The sequence below is a fragment of the Streptomyces sp. NPDC096193 genome (assembly GCF_040302905.1).
Taxonomy (GTDB): Bacteria; Actinomycetota; Actinomycetes; order Streptomycetales; family Streptomycetaceae; genus Streptomyces.
Genome location: NZ_JBEOSJ010000023.1, coordinates 97,190 through 115,607, shown reverse-complemented (window position 1 = coordinate 115,607; position 18,418 = coordinate 97,190). Strand labels below are relative to the sequence as shown.

The window sequence follows — 18,418 nt, the reverse complement described above, 5'->3', positions numbered from 1 at the left end:
TCACGGCCCTCAGCCAAGGCCTCCGGCCACCGCCGTCAGTTCGTGCCGATCTTCGCGAGCAGGTCGACGATCCGGGACTGGACCTCGTTGCTGGTCGAGCGCTCCGCGAGGAACAGCACGGTCTCCCCCGACGAGAGCCGCGGCAACTCGGCCCGGTCCAGGCCCGCCGAGGTGTAGACGACCAGAGGCGTCCGGTTGAGCTGGCCGTTCGCCCGCAGCCAGTCGATGATCCCGGCCCGGCGGCGGCGCACCTGCATCAGGTCCATCACCACGAGGTTCGGCCGCATCTGGGTCGCGAGGGTGACGGCGTCCGTGTCGGCACCGGCCCGCGCGACCTGCATTCCGCGGCGCTCCAGCGTCGCGGTGAGCGCCAGCGCGATCTCCTCGTGCTCCTCGATCAACAGCACGCGTGACGGGTGCTGTTCGCTGTCCCGGGGGGCCAGCGCCTTGAGCAGGATGGCCGGGTCGGCTCCATAGGCCGCCTCCCGTGTGGCCTGACCCAGTCCGGCCGTCACCAGAACGGGGACCTCCGCGGCCACAGCGGCCTGGCGCAGCGACTGCAGCGCGGTCCGGGTGATCGGCCCGGTCAGCGGGTCGACGAACAGGGCCGCGGGGAACGCGGCGATCTGCGCGTCGACCTCCTCACGCGAGTGCACGACGACGGGGCGGTAGCCCCGGTCGCTCAGGGCCTGCTGGGTGGAGACGTCCGGCGCCGGCCACACCAGCAGCCGGCGCGGATTGTCCAGCGGCTCAGGGGGCAGCTCGTCGTCGACGGGCTGCGGTTGGGGCCGGTTGGCCACTTCCACCGCGCCTCCGGGACCGTCCAGCGGCTCCGGGCCCTCCGCACCTTCGAGGGGCGCGCCTATGGCGTACGACCGGCCCTCGGAGCGCTCGGCCGGGAGCAGCGAGCCGTTCTGCGCCTGCGTCTGTCCCTGGGTGGGCGACTGTCCCTGCGGCTGGGCCTGCGCCGGAGCGCCCTGCGTCTGCGGATGCGGGCGGGCGGCGCCGGCGGCCTGCTCCGGGCGCTCCCCCTCGGCGGACCGCGTGCCCAGCTTGCGCCGGCGTCCGGCGCCGAGCGTCTGGTTCTGCTTCTCGGCGATCTGCTGCGAGAAGGGCACACCCTGACCGAGTGTGCGGACACTGAAGGCCCGGCCCTGCGAGGCGTCCGCCGGTACCGGCGCCTCCGCGGGCAGCGGCTGGGCGACACGCGCCTCCGCGGCCCGCGCCGCCGCCTGCTGCTCGGCGGCCGGCTCCTCGAACGCGGGCATCGGCAGGGCGACCGATCCGGTGCCCTGCGAGGTCGAGGCACCCGACTGCCCCGGTGCCGCCTCGTCCTGCGTCGCCGCGTGCTGACCACCCGTACCGTCGCCGACGGCGCGAGGGTCGATTCCGCCGTCGTCCGGGGTGTCGTCCCCCCACCCGGGCGGGGCGTCCGGCATCGCACCCCCGGCCGGCGCCTGCGGCTGCGACCGCGCGCGCCGCCGACCCGTCGGCGTGGGGTGCTGCTGCGGCGGCGTGTGATGGTCGGCACCCGGCTCCGTACGGACGGAGTCGTGCCGGCCCGGCAGCGAGGCGTCCGCCTCACCCGCCGTCGGCGGGACGCGATCGGCCTCGGCAGGCGGCAGCGCGAACGGCGTGCGCGGCGCTTCCGGCTCGGCCGGAGCCGTCGCCAGTGCCCTCCTGGCCCGGCGGCCTGAGGGGCGCGTCTCGATCGCGGTCGAAGCGGAGGCGGCCGGGGCGGAGGGAGCCGCGGGCAGCTCCGGCATCGCGCCGTGCCGCGCGCGACGGCCCGAGCCGGGCCCGTCGACGGAGACACCCTGCGGCGGCACCGTCTCGCCGAGCGCGGCGCGTCCGGACTGGGCGGCGCCCTCCGCGGCCGTCACCACGGAGCCCTCGGTCGGCCTGCCACCACCGGCGGTGATGGCGACGGACTCCTCGGCAGGGCTCGGCCGCCCGCGCCGGCGACCGGTCCCGCCGGCGCCCGCGCGGGCGGCATGGCCGCCGCCCGAGTCCTGGGCCGGGATCAGTTCCTGCTGCGGCTGCTCCCCGTGCGCACGACGCCGGCCCGTCGGCGGCGCGGCCACCGGGTCCTCCATCGCGACGGGGCTCTCCAGGAAGGCGTCCGTCGAAGCCCGCCGCGCTCGCCGCCGTCCACCGCCCGACGTGCCGGGGGAGGGCTGCGGCTCCGGAGGCGTCTGCTGCTCCGGAAGGGCCAGCATCGCGCCGTGCCGGGGCGGCGCCACGGTCCCCGAGCCCTCGCCCAGCGGCAGTTCCAGGACGTACGCGCTGCCGCTCATGCCCGGGACCTCGTGCGTCTGCAGCACGCCGCCGTGCGCGCGCACGATTCCGCGCACGATCGGCTCGTGCACCGGGTCTCCCCCGGCGAACGGCCCCCGCACCTCGATCCGTACGACGTCACCGCGCTGCGCCGCCGCCACCACGATCGTCGAGTCCACATACCCGCCGCCGGGCATCAGCCTGGCCTTGCCGGTCGAGTCGACCCCGGCCACGTCCGCCACCAGGTGCGCGAGCGCGGTCGCCAGGCGTCCGGCGTCCACCTCGGCCTCTATCGGCGGAGCGTGCACCGCGAACTGCGCCCGACCGGGGCCGATCAACTCGATCGCGCCCTCGACGCCGGCCGCGACGACCGCGTCGAGCAGCACCGGGATCTTGTAGAGCTGTTCCGCACCCGTGTCGAGCCGCTGGTAGCCCAGGACGTTGTCGACAAGTGTCGTCATCCGGGCATAACCGGCGGCGAGGTGGTGCAGGATCTGGTTGGCCTCGGGCCACAACTGCCCCGCCGGGTCGGCGGCGAGGGTGGCCAGTTCGGAACGGAGCTCCTCCAGCGGCCCGCGCAGCGACTCGCCGAGTACGGCGGTCAGCTGGTCATGGCGGGCGGCGAGCTCGGTGTACTGCTCGTCCCGGCTCTCGATCTCCGCGGTGTAGCGGTCCGCACGGTCCGCCAGCTCGGCCGTGAACCGTTCGGTGGTCTCCTCCAGCTCCTTGGTGAGCCGCTCGGTCGTCTCCGTGAGCTCGGACTCGTGCTGCTGGGTCAGCTCCTCGTACGGACGGCGGTCGGTGAAGGTCATCACCGCGCCGACGAGCTGGTCCCCGTCCCGTACCGGCGCGGTCGTCAGATCGACCGGCACCTGCCGGCCGTCCTTCGCCCACAGCACCTGCCCGCGCACCCGGTGCTTGCGCCCGGACTTGAGGGTGTCGGCGAGCGCCGACTCCTCGTACGGGAAGGGCTCGCCGTCCCCGCGCGAGTGCAGGATCAGCGGGTGCAGCTCCTGCCCGCCGAGGTCGCTCGCCCGGAAACCGAGGATCTGCGCGGCGGCCGGATTGACCAGGACGACGCGTCCGTCGGTGTCCGTACCGACCACACCCTCGGCCGCGGCACGCAGGATCATCTCGGTCTGCCGCTGCGAACGCGCCAGCTCGGCCTCGGTGTCCATCGTTCCGGACAGATCCCGGACAACGAGCATCAGCAGCTCGTCGCCGGTGTAGCTGCTGTACGAGTCGTATGCCTCGCGCCCGTCCTCGAGGCTCGCGCTGGTCACCTCGACCGGGAACTCGCTGCCGTCCGTGCGCCGCGCGACCATCCGTGTGGGCTTGGTCCGTCCGCGTTCGTCCGCCGCCTCGGGGCGCCGCATCGAGCCCGGGATCAGCCGCGAGTCGAAGGCGGGCAGCAGATCGAGCAGCCCGCGACCGACGAGTGCGGTGCCGGGGGTCTCGAAGAGTTCGAGGGCGATGGTGTTGGCGTTGACGACCGTGCCGTTGCAGTTGACGAGCACGAGGCCGTCCGGAAGGGCGTCGAGTATGGCTGCGAGGCGAGCAGCGCCTCGGGATGGCCTGCTGCTCACGACGACGGTTCCTCCCTGACCTACTGCATATTGCGGACGGCCGGTCCCATCTTGCCCCTCGGGCTTCAGCCTGTCACTGGAGGGAGTCTAAAGGCAGGCGAGGGGCCCGGGGCGGCGGATGAGGGGGAGCTCTCACCAAGGTTGTGTGCACATGCGGTACCGCCGGGCGTTATGACCTGGTGTTCGGCAGCACCGGCTCCATCGTGCGCCACCGCGAGATTTCGCAGCCGTTCGCCCGGTTGAAGGTGGCGTCCACCCGCTGTCCCTGCCATGTGCCGGTGACCCGGGCGGTGGCCGGCCCCCCGGACTGCATGGTGCACATCTGGTCCTCGGGAACCGGCGCGAACGGATTACGCCCCTCCTGCGCGAGCTCGTCCAGCCGTGCACAGGCCTTGACGGCGGCGGGGTGCGTACCGCCGGCCGGGTCGCACGTCAGCTCGTACCGACCGTCCGTCCGGGTGTTCCCCGTGTCGGAGACGATCACGGTCAGCCGGTCGGGTGCCGACAGCAACGGCAGCGGGAACGGCAGAGGGGTCGCTCCCGCGGCGGGTACGGCGCCTGCCAGCGCGGCGGCGGTCGCGGTTGCGGTGAGGACGAGGAGGCGCAGCATGGGTGCTCCTGGATCCGGGAGTGAGGGACCGTGCGGGGGCGTGGATGCCCCGGTATCTCTAACGCTCCGTGCGCCCCGGCGTTGCGCAACCGGACCGCGCCACCCGGGCGACGGGCCCGGCGGCCGGGGCTTTGCCCTCCGGCCTGCGGGCCTAGTACCGTGGACGGCGATTGGTGACACCCCGCTCGGCTGTGTCATCATCTGCACGCACCACTCGCGCCCGCGTGAGTGTGCTGGAGGCGTCGCCTAGTCCGGTCTATGGCGCCGCACTGCTAATGCGGTTTGGGTCTTAAAGCCCATCGAGGGTTCAAATCCCTCCGCCTCCGCCAGTTGATCACCGAAGCCCCGGCCCACAGGCCGGGGCTTCGGTCGTAGTCGGCGGGGTGTGCGTCTTCGGGCGTACGTACGAGGTTTCTTGACCGCTGGAGCGCTGTTTTTGCAGGTCAGGTGGGGTGTGCTTAACGGATTTCACCTCACGGCGCGGGTCATGTAATGTTGTTCCCGCAACGCCGACCAGGCAGAAAAGCCCGGAACGCCAAGCACTCGTAGCTTAACGGATAGAGCATCTGACTACGGATCAGAAGGTTGCAGGTTCGAATCCTGCCGAGTGCACACTGCTCAAAGGCCCCACCGGTTCTCCCGGTGGGGCCTTTGACGTTCCGTAGATGACATCGACCCGGCCGGAAGACTCTCCCGGGCCGCGTCCCTGGCGTCCGGGTGCGGGCCCACAGGGCAATGCCCCGGAGACGATCCGGGGGCGTCCCGCGTCGACGCGCAGGCGGACCGTGTCAGGCGCGCTGCGCGCGGTCGTACACCTTCTTCGCCGGCGTGCCCATGATCTCCGCCTGCATCTCCGTCGGGGTCAGGGAGTCCAGCGAGCTGTTGACCGAGACCAGGACGCCCTTGCCGGTGCTGGCGTTGAAGTCGGCCAGCCATGGGCCGCCGCTGGCGCCGCCCGTCAGGTCGCAGGAGATGGCCTGAAGGCCCTGCTTCTTCTTCGGCTTGCCGACGCAGCGGAGGAGTTCCTCGCCGCGCTGCGGGCGCGTGGCGGAGTAGCCGAAAGCGGAGATCGTGCCGCCGACGGCGCGGTTGAAGGCGATGGCCTGGCCGCCCACGACGTCGGTGAGCTTGCGGCCCTTCGTGTCGGGGTCGACGACCAGCGTGGACAGGTCGTCGGTGGAGTCCGTCTCCCAGGTGCGCGGGGTCATGGCCGAGCGGACCGCGAACGCGCCGTACGGCTGCTTGCCCTTGCTGTAGGCGGGGACGAACACCATGTCGGTGTTGGTGTTGCCGGGGGACGAGCCGCGTCGTACGCAGTGGGCCGCCGTCATCACGGCCGAGCGGTTGGCGCTCTTCACGGCCGTGGCCGTGCACCAGGTGTCGGCGCCAGAGGCGTTGACGAAGAAGAGCCGCCCCACGGACTTCAGCGTGGTGCCCCGCCACGGCTTGGCCTTCGGGCCGGTCGGACCCAGGTCCACGGACTTCCCGACGGCCTTGACACGGGCGGGCGTCCAGTAGGCGAGGGCCGTCCGGCGTTCCTTGGCGGTGTACGACAGGACGGAGACCGGGTCGGCCGCCGCCGCACGGGTCTGGCCGGCCGCGGCGGTCGCCGTGGCCGGGGCGACGAGGGCGAGGGCCGTACCGGCGACGGCGAGCACCGTTGTCCGGCTGCGAAGGCACCGGATCAGGGAAGGGGCGGTCTTGGGCATCGCGGGTGTCTCCTCGGTCGGTGCGGGCAACGGACGCGGGTCGTCGGTCCGCACGGCAAGAGCGGGGAATCCACCGGTTCGGTTGGCGCTGTCGATGACCTGTGACAGATGTGTGGAGCGTTGCCGGGTCGGCGGTGATCCGCCACCAGCCGTTCGCACAAGGGGAGCTGGAGAGCCACCCTGCGGCGACCGCCACTGTCCGGTAGCGTCCGAAGGGGCCGTTGTGCACCGTTGGGTGTCCGACACGGAGGAGTCGGGATGCGCCGGATCGTTGTCGTCGAAGCCCCCTCCGTGCTCGGGCTGCGGCCCTCCGGGGTGGAGGACTTGCCCGCGGCGCTGATCGGGGCCGGTCTGGCGGAGCGGCTGGGAGCCGTCCACGGCGGGCGCGTCGAGGCGCCGGCGTACGTGGCCACGCGGGACCCGGTGAGCGGGGTGCTCAACGCGGCCGCGATCGCGCGGTACTCCGGCGAGCTGGCCGACGTCGTCGCCGGGGTGCTCGATCAGGGGGACTTTCCCGTCGTCCTCGGCGGGGACTGTTCGATCCTGCTCGGCAACCTCCTCGCGCTGCGCCGGCGCGGACGGTACGGGCTGCTGTTCCTCGACGGGCACACCGACTTCTATCAGCCGGCCGCAGAACCGAACGGCGAGGCCGCGTCCATGGAGCTCGCGCTCGCCACCGGCCGCGGGCCCGGCGTACTCACCGATCCGGAAGGGCTCCGGCCGCTCGTACGGGACGAGGATGTCGTGGCCTTCGGGTTCCGCGACACCGCGGAGTCCACGGAGGCCGGGATGCAGCCGCTGCCGCCGGAGCTGCACGCCGTCGGTCTCGATGCCGTGCGGGCGGTCGGCGCCGATGAGGCGGCCCGGGAGGCCGTCGGACGGCTCGGGGAGTACTGGGTGCATCTCGATGTGGACGTTCTGGACGACGCCGTCATGCCCGCCGTCGACTACCGCATCCCCGGGGGCCTGAGCTGGGCGGAACTGGAGAGTGTGCTCGGGATCGCGCTCGGCGACGAGCGTGCCGTCGGGTTCGACGTCACGATCTTCAACCCCCACCTCGACCTCGAAGGCCTGATCACGGCCCGGCTCGTCGACTGTCTGCACCGCGGGCTCTCCGCACGGATCGGCCGGAACTCGGCCTAGAACCGGGGCCTGTGTCAGTGCTGTCGGGTAGCCTCCGCGTTTTCGGTCGGAGGTGCGTATGGCATGGCGGTGCTCCGGGCTCGTCTGGCCGCGCGGGGCGCGGATGGCCGTGCTCCGGTGGGACGGCGGGCGGGTCAGTCCGCTGATCGCCGGCAAGACGCTCGGGTTCCGGGCCGAAGGGGTCCGGCAGTGCGTCGGGGCGCGTGGCCACGCCTGCCCGCTGAGGGCCGTCGTGCCGGGACGGACCACCCAGGCGCGATGCCCGGAATGCGCACGGCTGGATCGCGCGCACTCGGTGGCGGCCGACACCGTCGCCGACGACCCGCGGACGTACCACGTCTATCTGGCCTGGTTCGGGCCCGGGATGGTCAAGGTCGGCATCACCGCGGAGGAGCGTGAGTCCGCGCGGCTCCTGGAGCAGGGCGCCGTCGTCTTCAGCTGGCTGGGGCGGGGGCCGCTGATGGCGGCACGGCGTACGGAGGAGCTGCTGCGCAGCGCGCTGGGGGTACCGGACCGGATTCCCTACGCTCACAAGAGGGCCGTGCGGTGCGAGCTGCCGGGTCCCGCCGAGCGTGCCGCGGAGATCGAGGACCTGCACCGGCGGGCGCTCGGCCTCAACGGCTGGGCCGAGTCGCTGGAGCGGCTGGAGTTCCTGGCCGTCGACCACGCCGAAGTGTTCGGCCTCGGCCGGCTGACGGAGCCGGGTGCGGTGGTGCGGGAGTTGACCGACGGCGGCGCCGTCGCGGGGACGCTGCTCGCGGCTGCCGGGCCCGATCTGCATCTGCGCACCGCGGAGGGCGAACTCGTCGTCCTCGACACCCGGTTGATGACGGGCTGGTCGCTCATCGGGGCCGATCCCGCCGCAGGGGTGTCCGTTCCGACGGCCGACGCCAACGCGGGGGGCGGGGCCGTGCAGGACGGGTTGTTCTGAGGCACGGGGTTCCGGTGCGCCGGGGCGGGATGGCCGACGCGGTGCCAGGGCGGGATGGCCGACACGGTGCCAGGGCGGGATGGCCGACGCGGCGCCGGGGCCGCCCGAAGTCAGGAAGGCCCGCTGGCCGGCAGGCTCGCCGCGCCACCCGTCCCGATGACCGGGAGGCGACCCCGTGAGCAGGAAGGCCCGGCCGTCGTGAACCGGATCACGTTCCGATCCCGTACGGCAAAGCCGGTGGACACCCCACGGACCGGCGTCCGAAGGTGGGCGTCATGACCAACAAGCCCCTCAGTGACCAGGCCACGGAGGCCGCGGAGGTACGCGAGTTCTGGAGCCGGCTCGGGCTTCCCGGGCTCGTCGATGTCCACACCCACTTCATGCCGGAAAGAGTCCTGGCCAAGGTGTGGGCGTACTTCGACGCCGTGGGGCCCATGACGGGCCGGGAGTGGCCCATCACCTACCGGCACGAGGAGGAACAACGGGTCGCGCTGCTACGGGAGTTCGGGGTGCGCGCCTTCACCTCGATGCTCTACCCGCACAAGCCCGGTATGGCTGCCTGGCTCAACGGCTGGGCGGCCGACTTCGCCGCCCGGACGCCGGACTGCCTCCACACCGCGACCCTCTTCCCGGAGGAGGGCGTCGAGCACTACGTCCGCGAGGCCCTCGACCGCGGCGCGCGGATCTTCAAGTCGCACCTCCAGGTCGGCGCGTACGACCCCAACGATCCCCTGCTCGACCCGGTCTGGGGACTGCTCGCCGAGGCGGGCGTGCCCGTGGTGACGCACTGCGGCTCCGGGCCGGTGCCGGGCAAGCACACCGGGCCCGAGCCGGTCGGCCGGCTGCTCGCGCGGCATCCGCGGCTGCCGCTCGTCGTCGCGCACATGGGCATGCCGGAGTACAGCGACTTCCTCGATCTCGCCGAGCGCTACCCGCACGTACGGCTGGACACGACCATGGCCTTCACGGACTTCAGCGAGCGCATGGCCCCCTTCCCCCGGCAGCAGAAGGGGCGGCTCGCGGATCTCGGCGACCGGATCGTGCTCGGCACGGACTTCCCCAACATCCCCTATCCGTACGTCCATCAGCTCCGGGCTCTCGAGGAGCTCGGCCTCGGGGACGACTGGCTGCGCGCCGTCTGTCACGACAACGGCGTCCGGCTCTTCGGGCCCGGCGGTTCCTGACCGGTCTTCCTGAGGACCGTGCGGTGCCTGAGGACCCGGCGGTTCCTGAGGACCGTTCCTGAGGACCGTGCGGTGCCTGAGGGCCGGCGGTGCCCGAGCCGCCGTCCCTGAGGAGGTGGGTTGCGACGAGCTCGGTTCTCAGGCAATTCACAGAAAGGCGCAAGAGCCTTTTCACGGCCGGGTCGCAGGCTGGCCGCATGACCGCGACCACGCCCCAGGGGCGTACCGAATTGCTCAGGCCGGACGGCAGCCCCGTCCGGGTCCTCGTCGTCGACGACGAGACCGCGCTGAGCGAGCTGCTGTCGATGGCCCTGCGCTACGAGGGCTGGGAGGTGCGCAGTGCCGGCGACGGCGCGGGCGCTCTGCGGTCGGCGCGCGACTTCCGGCCCGACGCCGTCGTACTGGACGTGATGCTGCCCGACATGGACGGGCTCGCGGTCCTCGGGCGCCTGCGGCGGGACATGCCCGAGGTGCCGGTGCTCTTCCTGACCGCCCGGGACGCCGTCGAGGACCGGATCGCCGGTCTCACGGCGGGCGGCGACGACTATGTGACCAAGCCTTTCTCGCTGGAGGAGGTCGTCGCGAGGCTGCGCGGACTGATCCGGCGCTCCGGGACGGCGGCCGTGCGCAGCCCGTCGCTGCTGGCGGTCGGCGATCTCACCCTGGACGAGGACACCCACGAGGTCTGCCGGGCCGGTGATTCGATCCATCTGACGGCGACGGAGTTCGAGCTGCTGCGTTATCTGATGCGCAATCCGCGGCGCGTGCTCAGCAAGGCACAGATCCTCGACCGGGTGTGGTCGTACGACTTCGGGGGCCAGGCCAACGTCGTCGAGCTGTACGTCTCCTACTTGCGCAAGAAGATCGACGCCGGGCGGCCGCCGATGATCCACACCCGGCGCGGAGCCGGGTATCTGATCAAGCCCGGCGAGTAGTGCGGAGGATGCGCGGCCGCAGATGGTCGCTGCGGACCCGGCTGGTGGTGTCCGCGGTGGCGCTGATCGCCGTGGTCGCGTCGGTGATCGGGGCGGTCACGACGATCGCGTTCGACAGCTACCTGTACGGCAAGCTCGACGACCAGCTGCGCGGCATCGCGGTCCGCGCCGACCTGCCCAGACGTCCGCCGCCGGCACCCGGGGACACGGAGGGCCCGCTGGACTTCCTCGGCGGCGGCGGTCAGCCCTTCGGAACGGTCGGCGCGTTGGTCCCCGACGGTGGCAGCGCGGTGTCCGAAGGCGCGAGGACCGTCGAGAACACCACTCCCGGCTACCGCCCGGACGACACCACGCCCCTCGACGCGGCGCAGCTCAGGGCGCTCGGCACCGTCCCGGCGGACGGCGAGGTGCACGACGTCACGCTGCCGGGGCTCGGCGGATACCGCGTGATCTCGCTGCCCACGACGAACAACGGGACGACGAGCGACGAGGCGGTGAGCGACGGGACAGCGAGCGACGGCACGGTCCTCGTCGGGATTCCGGCGGGCGAGGTGGAAGACGCGCTGAGCACGTTGATCCTCGTCGAGATCTGTGTGGCCGCGACCGGCCTGCTGGCCGCCGGTATCACCGGTACCGCGCTGGTCGGTGTCGCGCTGCGACCGCTGTGGCGCGTGGCCGCCACCGCCACCCGGGTCTCCGAACTCCCTCTGCACAGTGGCGAGGTCGCCCTGCTGGAGCGGGTGCCGGATGCCGAGGCCGATCCGCGCACCGAGGTCGGACAGGTCGGGGCCGCGCTCAACCGCATGCTGGGCCACGTCGGTTCGGCGCTGACCGCCCGCCAGGAGAGCGAGACGCGGGTACGGCAGTTCGTCGCCGACGCCAGCCATGAGCTGCGTACGCCGCTGGCCTCGATCCGCGGCTACGCGGAACTCACCCGTCGCGGCCGGGACACCGTCGGAGCCGACACACGGCACGCCCTCGGCCGGATCGAGTCCGAGGCCACCAGGATGACCGGCCTGGTCGAGGATCTGCTGCTGCTGGCGCGACTCGACGCGGGACGTCCGCTCGACCGCGCGCGCACCGACCTTCCGCCCCTGGTCGTGGACGCCGTCAGCGACGCCCGCGCGGCCGGTCCCGACCACAAATGGCGGCTCGAACTGCCCGTGGAAGCGGCCGCGGTCGGGGGCGATGCGGCCCGGCTGCACCAGGTCCTCGTCAACCTGCTGGCCAACGCCCGTACGCACACACCGCCCGGCACGACCGTCGTCGCCCGGGTGCGGGACCGCGGTCCCACCGTCGTGCTGGAGGTGGAGGACGACGGGCCGGGCGTCCCGCCCGAGCTGATTCCGTACATCTTCGAACGGTTCGCCCGCGGTGACGCGTCCCGGTCCCGCAACGCCGGGTCGACCGGACTCGGACTGGCGATCGTGGACGCGGTGGTGAGCGCGCACGGCGGCCGCGTCGGCGTGAACTCCCGCCCCGGGCGCACCGTGTTCGGTGTCGAGCTGCCCGCGTGGAACGAGCCGCCGTCCGCCCCTGATCCGCTCTCACAGCCGGGGCACAGGCGCATCACACAGCCGTGACAGCGCCCCCGACGAGTGTCGTTGCATGCGAACCGACACCCCAGAGGGAACCCTGCCGGCCCGGGAGCATCTGCTCGCCGGCGCGGCCGGGCCGCCCGTACTCGACGTCGTGATCCCGGTCTACAACGAGGAGGCCGACCTCGAAAGATGCGTGCTGCGGTTGCGCGAACACCTCGCGCGGACCTTCCCGTACGGCTTCCGCATCACCGTCGCCGACAACGCGAGCACCGACAGCACCCCGCGGGTGGCGGCCGAACTCGCGGCGACCGTCCCCGAGGTGCGGTCGTACCGGCTGGAGGAGAAGGGGCGGGGGCGGGCCCTGCGGACCGTCTGGTCGCACTCCGACGCCCCCGTGCTCGCCTACATGGACGTCGATCTGTCCACCGACCTCAACGCGCTGCTTCCGCTGGTCGCCCCGCTGATCTCCGGGCACTCGGATCTCGCCATCGGCTCACGGCTGGCCCGCTCGTCGCGGGTGGTGCGCGGGCCGAAGCGGGAGTTCATCTCGCGCGCCTACAACCTGATTCTGCGCGGCTCGCTCGCCGCCCGGTTCTCGGACGCCCAGTGCGGGTTCAAGGCGATCCGGCGTGAAGTCGCCGAGCGGCTGCTGCCCCTGGTCGAGGACACCGGCTGGTTCTTCGACACCGAGCTGCTGGTGCTGGCCGAGCGCGCCGGACTGCGCATCCACGAGGTACCGGTCGACTGGGTCGACGACCCGGACTCGACCGTGCACATCGTGAGCACGGCGACCGAGGACCTCAAGGGCGTCTGGCGGGTGGGACGGGCCCTGGCGGTCGGCGCGCTGCCGCTGGACCGGCTGGCCAGGCCCTTCGGCGACGACCCCCGCGACCGGCAGCTCAGCGGGGTGCCCGGCGGTCTGGCGCGGCAACTGGTCGGGTTCTGCGCGGTGGGCGCGCTCTCCACGCTGCTCTATCTGCTGCTGTACTCCGCCTTCCGGCTGGGAGCCGGCCCGCAGACGGCCAACGCGGGCGCCCTGTTGCTGTCGGCGATCGCCAACACGGCGGCCAACCGGCGGCTCACCTTCGGCGTGCGGGGGCGGGACCGGGCCGTACGGCACCAGGCGCAGGGCCTGGTCGTGTTCGCCGTCGGGCTCGCGCTGACGAGCGGTTCGCTGGCGGCGCTGGACGCGGCCGCGGGCGACGCCTCCCACGGCACCGAACTGGCGGTGCTGATCGCCGCGAACCTGGCGGCGACCGTGCTGCGCTTTCTGCTCTTCCGCGCGTGGGTGTTCCCGGACCGCCGGGGGGCGCCGGAACGGGGTGAGGTGGCCCGCGTGTGGGCGGAGCCGGGCCCCGAGGCGGGCCCCGAGCGGGGGTCCCCGGACGGCGCGCCGGACGCATGGGCGTTCTCCGACCACACCTGGGACGACACCGCGCAGCTGCGTGCCGTCCCGCACGCCAACGACCCGAGGACCGCACGATGACGACGACACACGACGGCCACGCCTACCCTCCCCCACCCGGAAACCCGCCCCTCGACCCGCCCGGAAACGCACCCGTCCATCCGCCCCTCGACCCTTCCGGACATCCGCCCGGCAGCCCGTCCGGTTCCGATGTGCTGGTGGTCGGGCCCGTGCAGGGAGGCCACGCACGCGGCGGACCACCCGGCGGCGGACCGCGGGGCGGACATGCCGCCGGTGGACGGGGAGCCCGGCCGGCGGCGCGGCTGTGGCGCGGACGGGCCGGTGACGCCCCCTGGGTACGCCCGGCCCTCCTCGGTCTGCTGCTCATCACGGCGGTCCTCTACAGCTACGACCTCTCCGCGTCCGGCTACGCCAACTCCTTCTACTCCGCCGCCGTCCAGGCGGGCAGCGAGAGCTGGAAGGCCTTCTTCTTCGGGTCCTCCGACGCCGCGAGCGCGATCACCGTCGACAAGCCCCCGGCCGCGCTGTGGCCGATGGCCCTGTCCGTACGCCTCTTCGGGCTCGGCTCCTGGCAGATCCTGCTGCCCGAGGTGCTGATGGGGGTCGGCACGGTGGCCGTGGTGTACGCGGCGGTGCGCCGGCGCTTCACCCCCGCGGCCGGGCTGATCGCGGGCGCGGTGCTGGCCGTGACGCCCGTCGCCGCGCTGATGTTCCGTTTCAACAATCCGGACGCGCTGCTGGCGTTGCTGATGACGGTGACCGTCTACTGCGTGTTGCGGGCGCTGGAGGGCGCACGGACCAGGTGGCTGGTCTGGGCGGGTGTGGCGATCGGGTTCGCGTTCCTGACCAAGACCCTCCAGGCGTTCCTGATCCTGCCGCCCCTGGCGCTGGTGTACGCGGTGTGCGCGCCGACGACACTGCGGCGGCGGCTGGGACAACTCGCCCTCGCCGGGCTCGCGATCGTGTGCGCGGGCGGCTGGTGGGTGGCGATCGTCGAGCTGTGGCCCGCCTCCTCGCGCCCCTACATCGGCGGCTCCCAGAACAACAGCTTCCTGGAGCTGACCTTCGGTTACAACGGCCTCGGCCGGATCAACGGCGAGGAGGCCGGCAGTGTGGGCGGCGGTGGTGCCGGTGGCGGGGGTCGCTGGGGAGGCAGCGGCATCGGCCGGATGTTCGACGCGTCGATCGGCGGGCAGATCTCCTGGTTGCTGCCCGCGGCCCTGCTGCTGCTCGTCGCGGGTCTCGTCGTCACCTGGGGGGCCGGGCGGACGAGCACGGCGCGGTCGGCGTTCCTGGTGTGGGGCGGCTCGTTGCTGATGACCGCGGCGATCTTCAGCTTCATGGCGGGGATCTTCCACGAGTACTACACGGTGGCGCTGGCCCCTTACATCGCGGCACTGGTCGGCATGGGTGTGACGGTCCTGTGGGAGGAACGGCGCACGTTCGCGGCCTCGGCCGCGCTGGCTGTGACGGTCGCGGTGACGGCCGTGTGGTCCTTCACACTGCTCGGCCGGACTCCCGACTATCTGCCATGGCTGCGGTGGGCGGTGCTCGTCGGAGGTCTGGCGGGTGCGGCGGGGCTGTTGCTCGCGGGGCGCGGGGGCCGGTTGGGACCCCGGGCGGCACTGGGGGCGGCGGCACTGGCCCTGGCCGCGGCACTGGCCGGGCCGGTGGCGTACTCCCTCACGACGGTGAACGAGGGGCACGCCGGCTCGATCGTGACCGCCGGTCCCGCGGCGGCGCGGGGCGGCGGGGGCATGCGCGCCGGCGGGCCGGGCGGCGGCGACGGCGGACGGATGCCGCCGGGACAGCAGGGTCAGGGCCAGGGGCAGCAGGGTCAGGGACAGCAGGGAGGTCCCGGTGGCGGGACGGCTCAGCCCCCGAACGGCCTTCCCGCGCAGGGCGGTCCGGCGCAGCGCCAGGGCACGAGGGCCGGCGGTGCGGGCGGGAGCGCTCGTGAGGGCGGCGGGGGAGGCGGCGGCATGGGCGGCCTGCTCAACGGCGCGACCGTGAACTCCGAGGTCGAGGCGAAGCTGCGGCAGAACGCCGGAGACTACACCTGGGCCGCCGCGGCCATCGGCTCCCAGAACGCCGCGAGCTACCAACTCGCCACCGGTGAACCGGTGATGGCCATCGGCGGCTTCAACGGCAGCGATCCGTCCCCGACGCTCGCGCAATTCAAGGAGTACGTCGCCGACGGGAAGATCCACTACTTCATCGCGGGCGGCCAGGGCGGCGGCCAGGGCGGTGGGCCCGGTGGCAACACCAGTTCCGCGATCACCTCGTGGATCCAGTCGACCTTCACGGAGGTGACCGTGGGCGCCACGACCCTGTACGACCTGACCGCCGAGAAGTAGTCCCAGGACAGAGGCGCTGTACGGCGTAAAAAAAACTATTGTACGGTGTACGGGACATCGCCCGTACACCGTACAAGGAGTGCGTATGACGGCCACGGCCACCGAGACCGGCACCGCTCTCCCGGGCCGCCATCCGCAGCGCTGGATCATCCTCGGCGTCATCTGCCTCGCCCAGCTCACGGTGCTGCTCGACAACACCGTCCTCAGCGTCGCCATCCCCTCCCTCACCCGGGAACTCCACGCCTCCACCGCCGACATCCAGTGGATGATCAACGCGTACTCGCTGGTGCAGTCCGGCCTGCTGCTCACCGCGGGCAACGCCGCCGACCGCTACGGGCGCAAGAAGATGCTGGTGGCAGGGCTCGCGCTGTTCGGTATCGGCTCGCTCACCGCCGGCCTCGCCCAGTCCTCCGCCCAGTTGATCGCCGCACGCGCCGGTATGGGCGTCGGCGGCGCGCTGCTGATGACGACCACCCTCGCCGTGGTCGTGCAGATCTTCGACGACACCGAGCGCGTGAAGGCCATCGGCCTGTGGTCCACCGTCAACTCCCTGGGATTCGCGGCCGGTCCGCTGATCGGCGGTGTCATGCTCGACCACTTCTGGTGGGGCGCGATCTTCCTGGTCAACATCCCCGTGGTGGCCATCGGGCTGTTCGCGGTCATCGCCCTCGTACCGGAGTCCAAGAACCCGCAGGGCGACCGGCCGGACCTGCTCGGCGCGCTGCTCTCCACCATCGGTATGACCGCCGTCGTGTACGCGATCATCTCCGGGCCCGAGCACGGCTGGACCTCGACGCAGGTCCTGGCATCGGCGGTGACCGGTGCCCTGGTCCTCGGCGTGTTCGTCTTGTGGGAGCTGCGGATCCCGCATCCGATGCTGGACATGCACTTCTTCCGCAACCAGCGGTTCATCGGGGCGGTCGCGGGGGCGATCCTGGTCGCGTTCGGCATGGGCGGGTCGCTGTTCCTGCTCACCCAGCATCTGCAGTTCGTGCTCGGATACGGGCCGCTGGACGCGGGTCTGCGGACCGCTCCCCTGGCCCTCACCGTCATCGCCCTCAATCTGACCGGCGTCGGAGCCCGGCTGCTGCCAAAGATCGGCACCCCGGGGACCATCGCCGTCGGTATGACCCTGGTCTCGGCGGGCCTCGCGTCGATCGCGCTCCTCGGCGGCGACGGGTACGGCGGAATGCTGCTCGGCCTCGTGACGATGGGCGCGGGAGTGGCGCTCTCCATGCCGGCGATGGCCAACGCGATCATGGGCGCCATCCCGCCGGAGAAGGCGGGCGTGGGCGCGGGGGTGAACGGCACCCTCGCCGAATTCGGCAACGGCCTCGGCGTCGCCGTGCTCGGCGCGGTCCTGAACTCCCGCTTCGCCGCGCTCGTTCCCACGGTGGCAGGCGCCGTCTCGCTGCCCGCCGCCCTCGCGGCAGCCGGGAGCCCCGGCGAGCGTTCCCGGATCTCGGACGCGTTCGCCTCCGGCCTGGAGACGAGCCAGCTGGTCGGCGCGGTGGCCGTGCTGGCCGGTGGTCTGCTGGCCGCGATGCTGCTGCGGCGGGCGGAGCGTGCGGACGAGGTGCGGGCAGCGGCATAGCATCGGGAGCGGGCGAGTCGAGGAGAGTGGCGCGATGGTGGGTGCGGCCGACCGCGCGAAGGGTCCCACGCGGACCAGTGTGTGGCTGGAGGGCAAGGCGGAGCGCGGCCGCAAACCGGCCCAGCCGGCGGGCCTGGACCGCGAGAAGATCATCGCAGCGACGGTACGACTGCTGGACTCGGAGGGCGCGGCGAAGTTCTCGATGCGCCGGCTGGCCGCCGAGCTCGATGTCACGGCGATGTCCGTGTACTGGTACGTCGACACCAAGGACGACCTGCTGGAACTGGCGCTGGACGCGGTCTTCGGCGACGTGCGGCTGCCCGACGTCGGCGACGCGTCCGAGTGGCGCGAGCAGCTGCGCGAACTGGCCGTCGAGTACCGGGCGGTGCTGGTGCGCCACCCCTGGGTCTCGGCGCTGATCGGCACGTTCCTGAACATCGGGCCGAACTCGATGGGCTTCTCACTGGCGGTCCAGGAGGTCATGCGCAACACGGGACTTCCGCCGCACGGCCAGATGGGCGGGCTGTCGGCGGTCTTCCAGTTCGTCTACGGCTTCGGCACGATCGAGGGCCACTTCATCCAGCGCTGCGCGGCGGCGGGGCTGAGCCAGGACGAGTACTTCCGCGAGGCGATGGGCTCGATCAGCGAACAGCCGGACTTCAGCAGGAACTTCGCGAACGCGTCGGAAATGATGGAGGCGCGGGGCGGGGAGACGGTGGCGGAGATGAGGGAGAGGGACTTCGACTTCGCGCTGGAACTGCTGGTGGCGGGCATCGAAGCGATGGTGGCTCGCACGGCGTGACGGGGCGGAGCCTGCGCCGGCTGATGGGCTTGCTGCCGGTCGGCGGACCGCGCTGTCAGCCCGTGCGGCTGGTGGGCTTGGTCCCGTCAGGGGGCTGTATCTCAAGCCCGTCCGGCGATTGAGGACATGCCCGTAGGTCATGGGGGACAGTCCGGGCGAGGGGTGGCTTCGAGGCGCGGGCCCGCTGCGGGGCTCCGCCCCGGACCCCGTGCCGCGCAGGCCACCGGGCGGGGCTGGGATCTGCCCGCTCTTTCGCGGCGAAGCGGAATGGGCTTGGTTCCCGTCAGGGGCTGTATCTCAAGCCCGTCCGGCGATTGAGGACA

General features: G+C 72.4%; 12 protein-coding genes and 2 tRNA genes. 11 read left to right on the top strand and 3 right to left on the bottom strand.

What is annotated here, in order from left to right; translation table 11 throughout:
- Window positions 1-35: 35 nt before the first annotated feature.
- Window positions 36-3,863: a hybrid sensor histidine kinase/response regulator gene (locus ABTX78_RS27985; protein ID WP_352209561.1), complete on the bottom strand. Its 3,828-nt coding sequence runs from the start codon at window positions 3,861-3,863 to the stop codon at window positions 36-38.
- A 169-nt stretch (window positions 3,864-4,032) separates the two neighbouring features.
- Complete coding sequence (locus ABTX78_RS27980; RefSeq protein WP_352209560.1) at window positions 4,033-4,473, bottom strand: SSI family serine proteinase inhibitor; 441 nt, start codon at window positions 4,471-4,473, stop codon at window positions 4,033-4,035.
- A 235-nt stretch (window positions 4,474-4,708) separates the two neighbouring features.
- On the opposite strand from ABTX78_RS27980, the gene ABTX78_RS27975 reads away from it, so the two are divergent.
- Window positions 4,709-4,802: transfer RNA gene (locus tag ABTX78_RS27975), tRNA-Ser, on the top strand.
- Window positions 4,803-5,012: 210 nt separating this feature from the next.
- A tRNA-Arg gene (locus ABTX78_RS27970) sits at window positions 5,013-5,085 on the top strand.
- A gap of 176 nt (window positions 5,086-5,261) precedes the next feature.
- On the opposite strand, the gene ABTX78_RS27965 is transcribed toward ABTX78_RS27970, so the two are convergent.
- Window positions 5,262-6,182 carry a trypsin-like serine peptidase gene (locus ABTX78_RS27965; protein WP_352209559.1) on the bottom strand — a complete coding sequence of 307 codons (921 nt, stop codon included), beginning with the start codon at window positions 6,180-6,182 and terminating at the stop codon, window positions 5,262-5,264.
- A gap of 258 nt (window positions 6,183-6,440) precedes the next feature.
- Here ABTX78_RS27965 and ABTX78_RS27960 point away from each other — a divergent pair, with 258 nt between their 5' ends.
- The 9 genes from ABTX78_RS27960 (at window position 6,441) to ABTX78_RS27920 (ending at window position 18,095) form a co-directional block, all read left to right on the top strand.
- Window positions 6,441-7,325 (top strand): arginase family protein, encoded by an 885-nt coding sequence (locus tag ABTX78_RS27960; protein WP_352209558.1) that lies wholly within the window; start codon window positions 6,441-6,443, stop codon window positions 7,323-7,325.
- 58 nt (window positions 7,326-7,383) lie between these two features.
- Window positions 7,384-8,256: a DUF2797 domain-containing protein gene (locus tag ABTX78_RS27955; RefSeq protein WP_352209557.1), complete on the top strand. Its 873-nt coding sequence runs from the start codon at window positions 7,384-7,386 to the stop codon at window positions 8,254-8,256.
- A 275-nt stretch (window positions 8,257-8,531) separates the two neighbouring features.
- Window positions 8,532-9,440 (top strand): amidohydrolase family protein, encoded by a 909-nt coding sequence (locus tag ABTX78_RS27950; protein WP_352209556.1) that lies wholly within the window; start codon window positions 8,532-8,534, stop codon window positions 9,438-9,440.
- 197 nt (window positions 9,441-9,637) lie between these two features.
- Window positions 9,638-10,375: a response regulator transcription factor gene (locus tag ABTX78_RS27945; RefSeq protein ID WP_352209555.1), complete on the top strand. Its 738-nt coding sequence runs from the start codon at window positions 9,638-9,640 to the stop codon at window positions 10,373-10,375.
- A gap of 8 nt (window positions 10,376-10,383) precedes the next feature.
- Window positions 10,384-11,958, top strand: coding sequence for a sensor histidine kinase (locus tag ABTX78_RS27940; protein WP_352209554.1), 1,575 nt, complete (start codon window positions 10,384-10,386; stop codon window positions 11,956-11,958).
- Window positions 11,959-11,983: 25 nt separating this feature from the next.
- On the top strand, window positions 11,984-13,402 hold the full coding sequence (locus ABTX78_RS27935; protein WP_352209553.1) for a bifunctional glycosyltransferase family 2/GtrA family protein: 1,419 nt from the start codon (window positions 11,984-11,986) through the stop codon (window positions 13,400-13,402).
- Window positions 13,399-15,699, top strand: coding sequence for an ArnT family glycosyltransferase (locus ABTX78_RS27930; protein ID WP_352209552.1), 2,301 nt, complete (start codon window positions 13,399-13,401; stop codon window positions 15,697-15,699). The genes ABTX78_RS27935 and ABTX78_RS27930 overlap by 4 nt, the downstream gene beginning before the upstream one ends.
- A gap of 85 nt (window positions 15,700-15,784) precedes the next feature.
- Window positions 15,785-17,293, top strand: a complete 1,509-nt coding sequence (locus tag ABTX78_RS27925) for an MFS transporter (RefSeq protein WP_352209551.1) — start codon at window positions 15,785-15,787, stop codon at window positions 17,291-17,293.
- 34 nt (window positions 17,294-17,327) lie between these two features.
- Window positions 17,328-18,095 (top strand): TetR/AcrR family transcriptional regulator, encoded by a 768-nt coding sequence (locus ABTX78_RS27920; protein WP_352209550.1) that lies wholly within the window; start codon window positions 17,328-17,330, stop codon window positions 18,093-18,095.
- The last annotated feature ends 323 nt before the right edge of the window (window positions 18,096-18,418 follow it).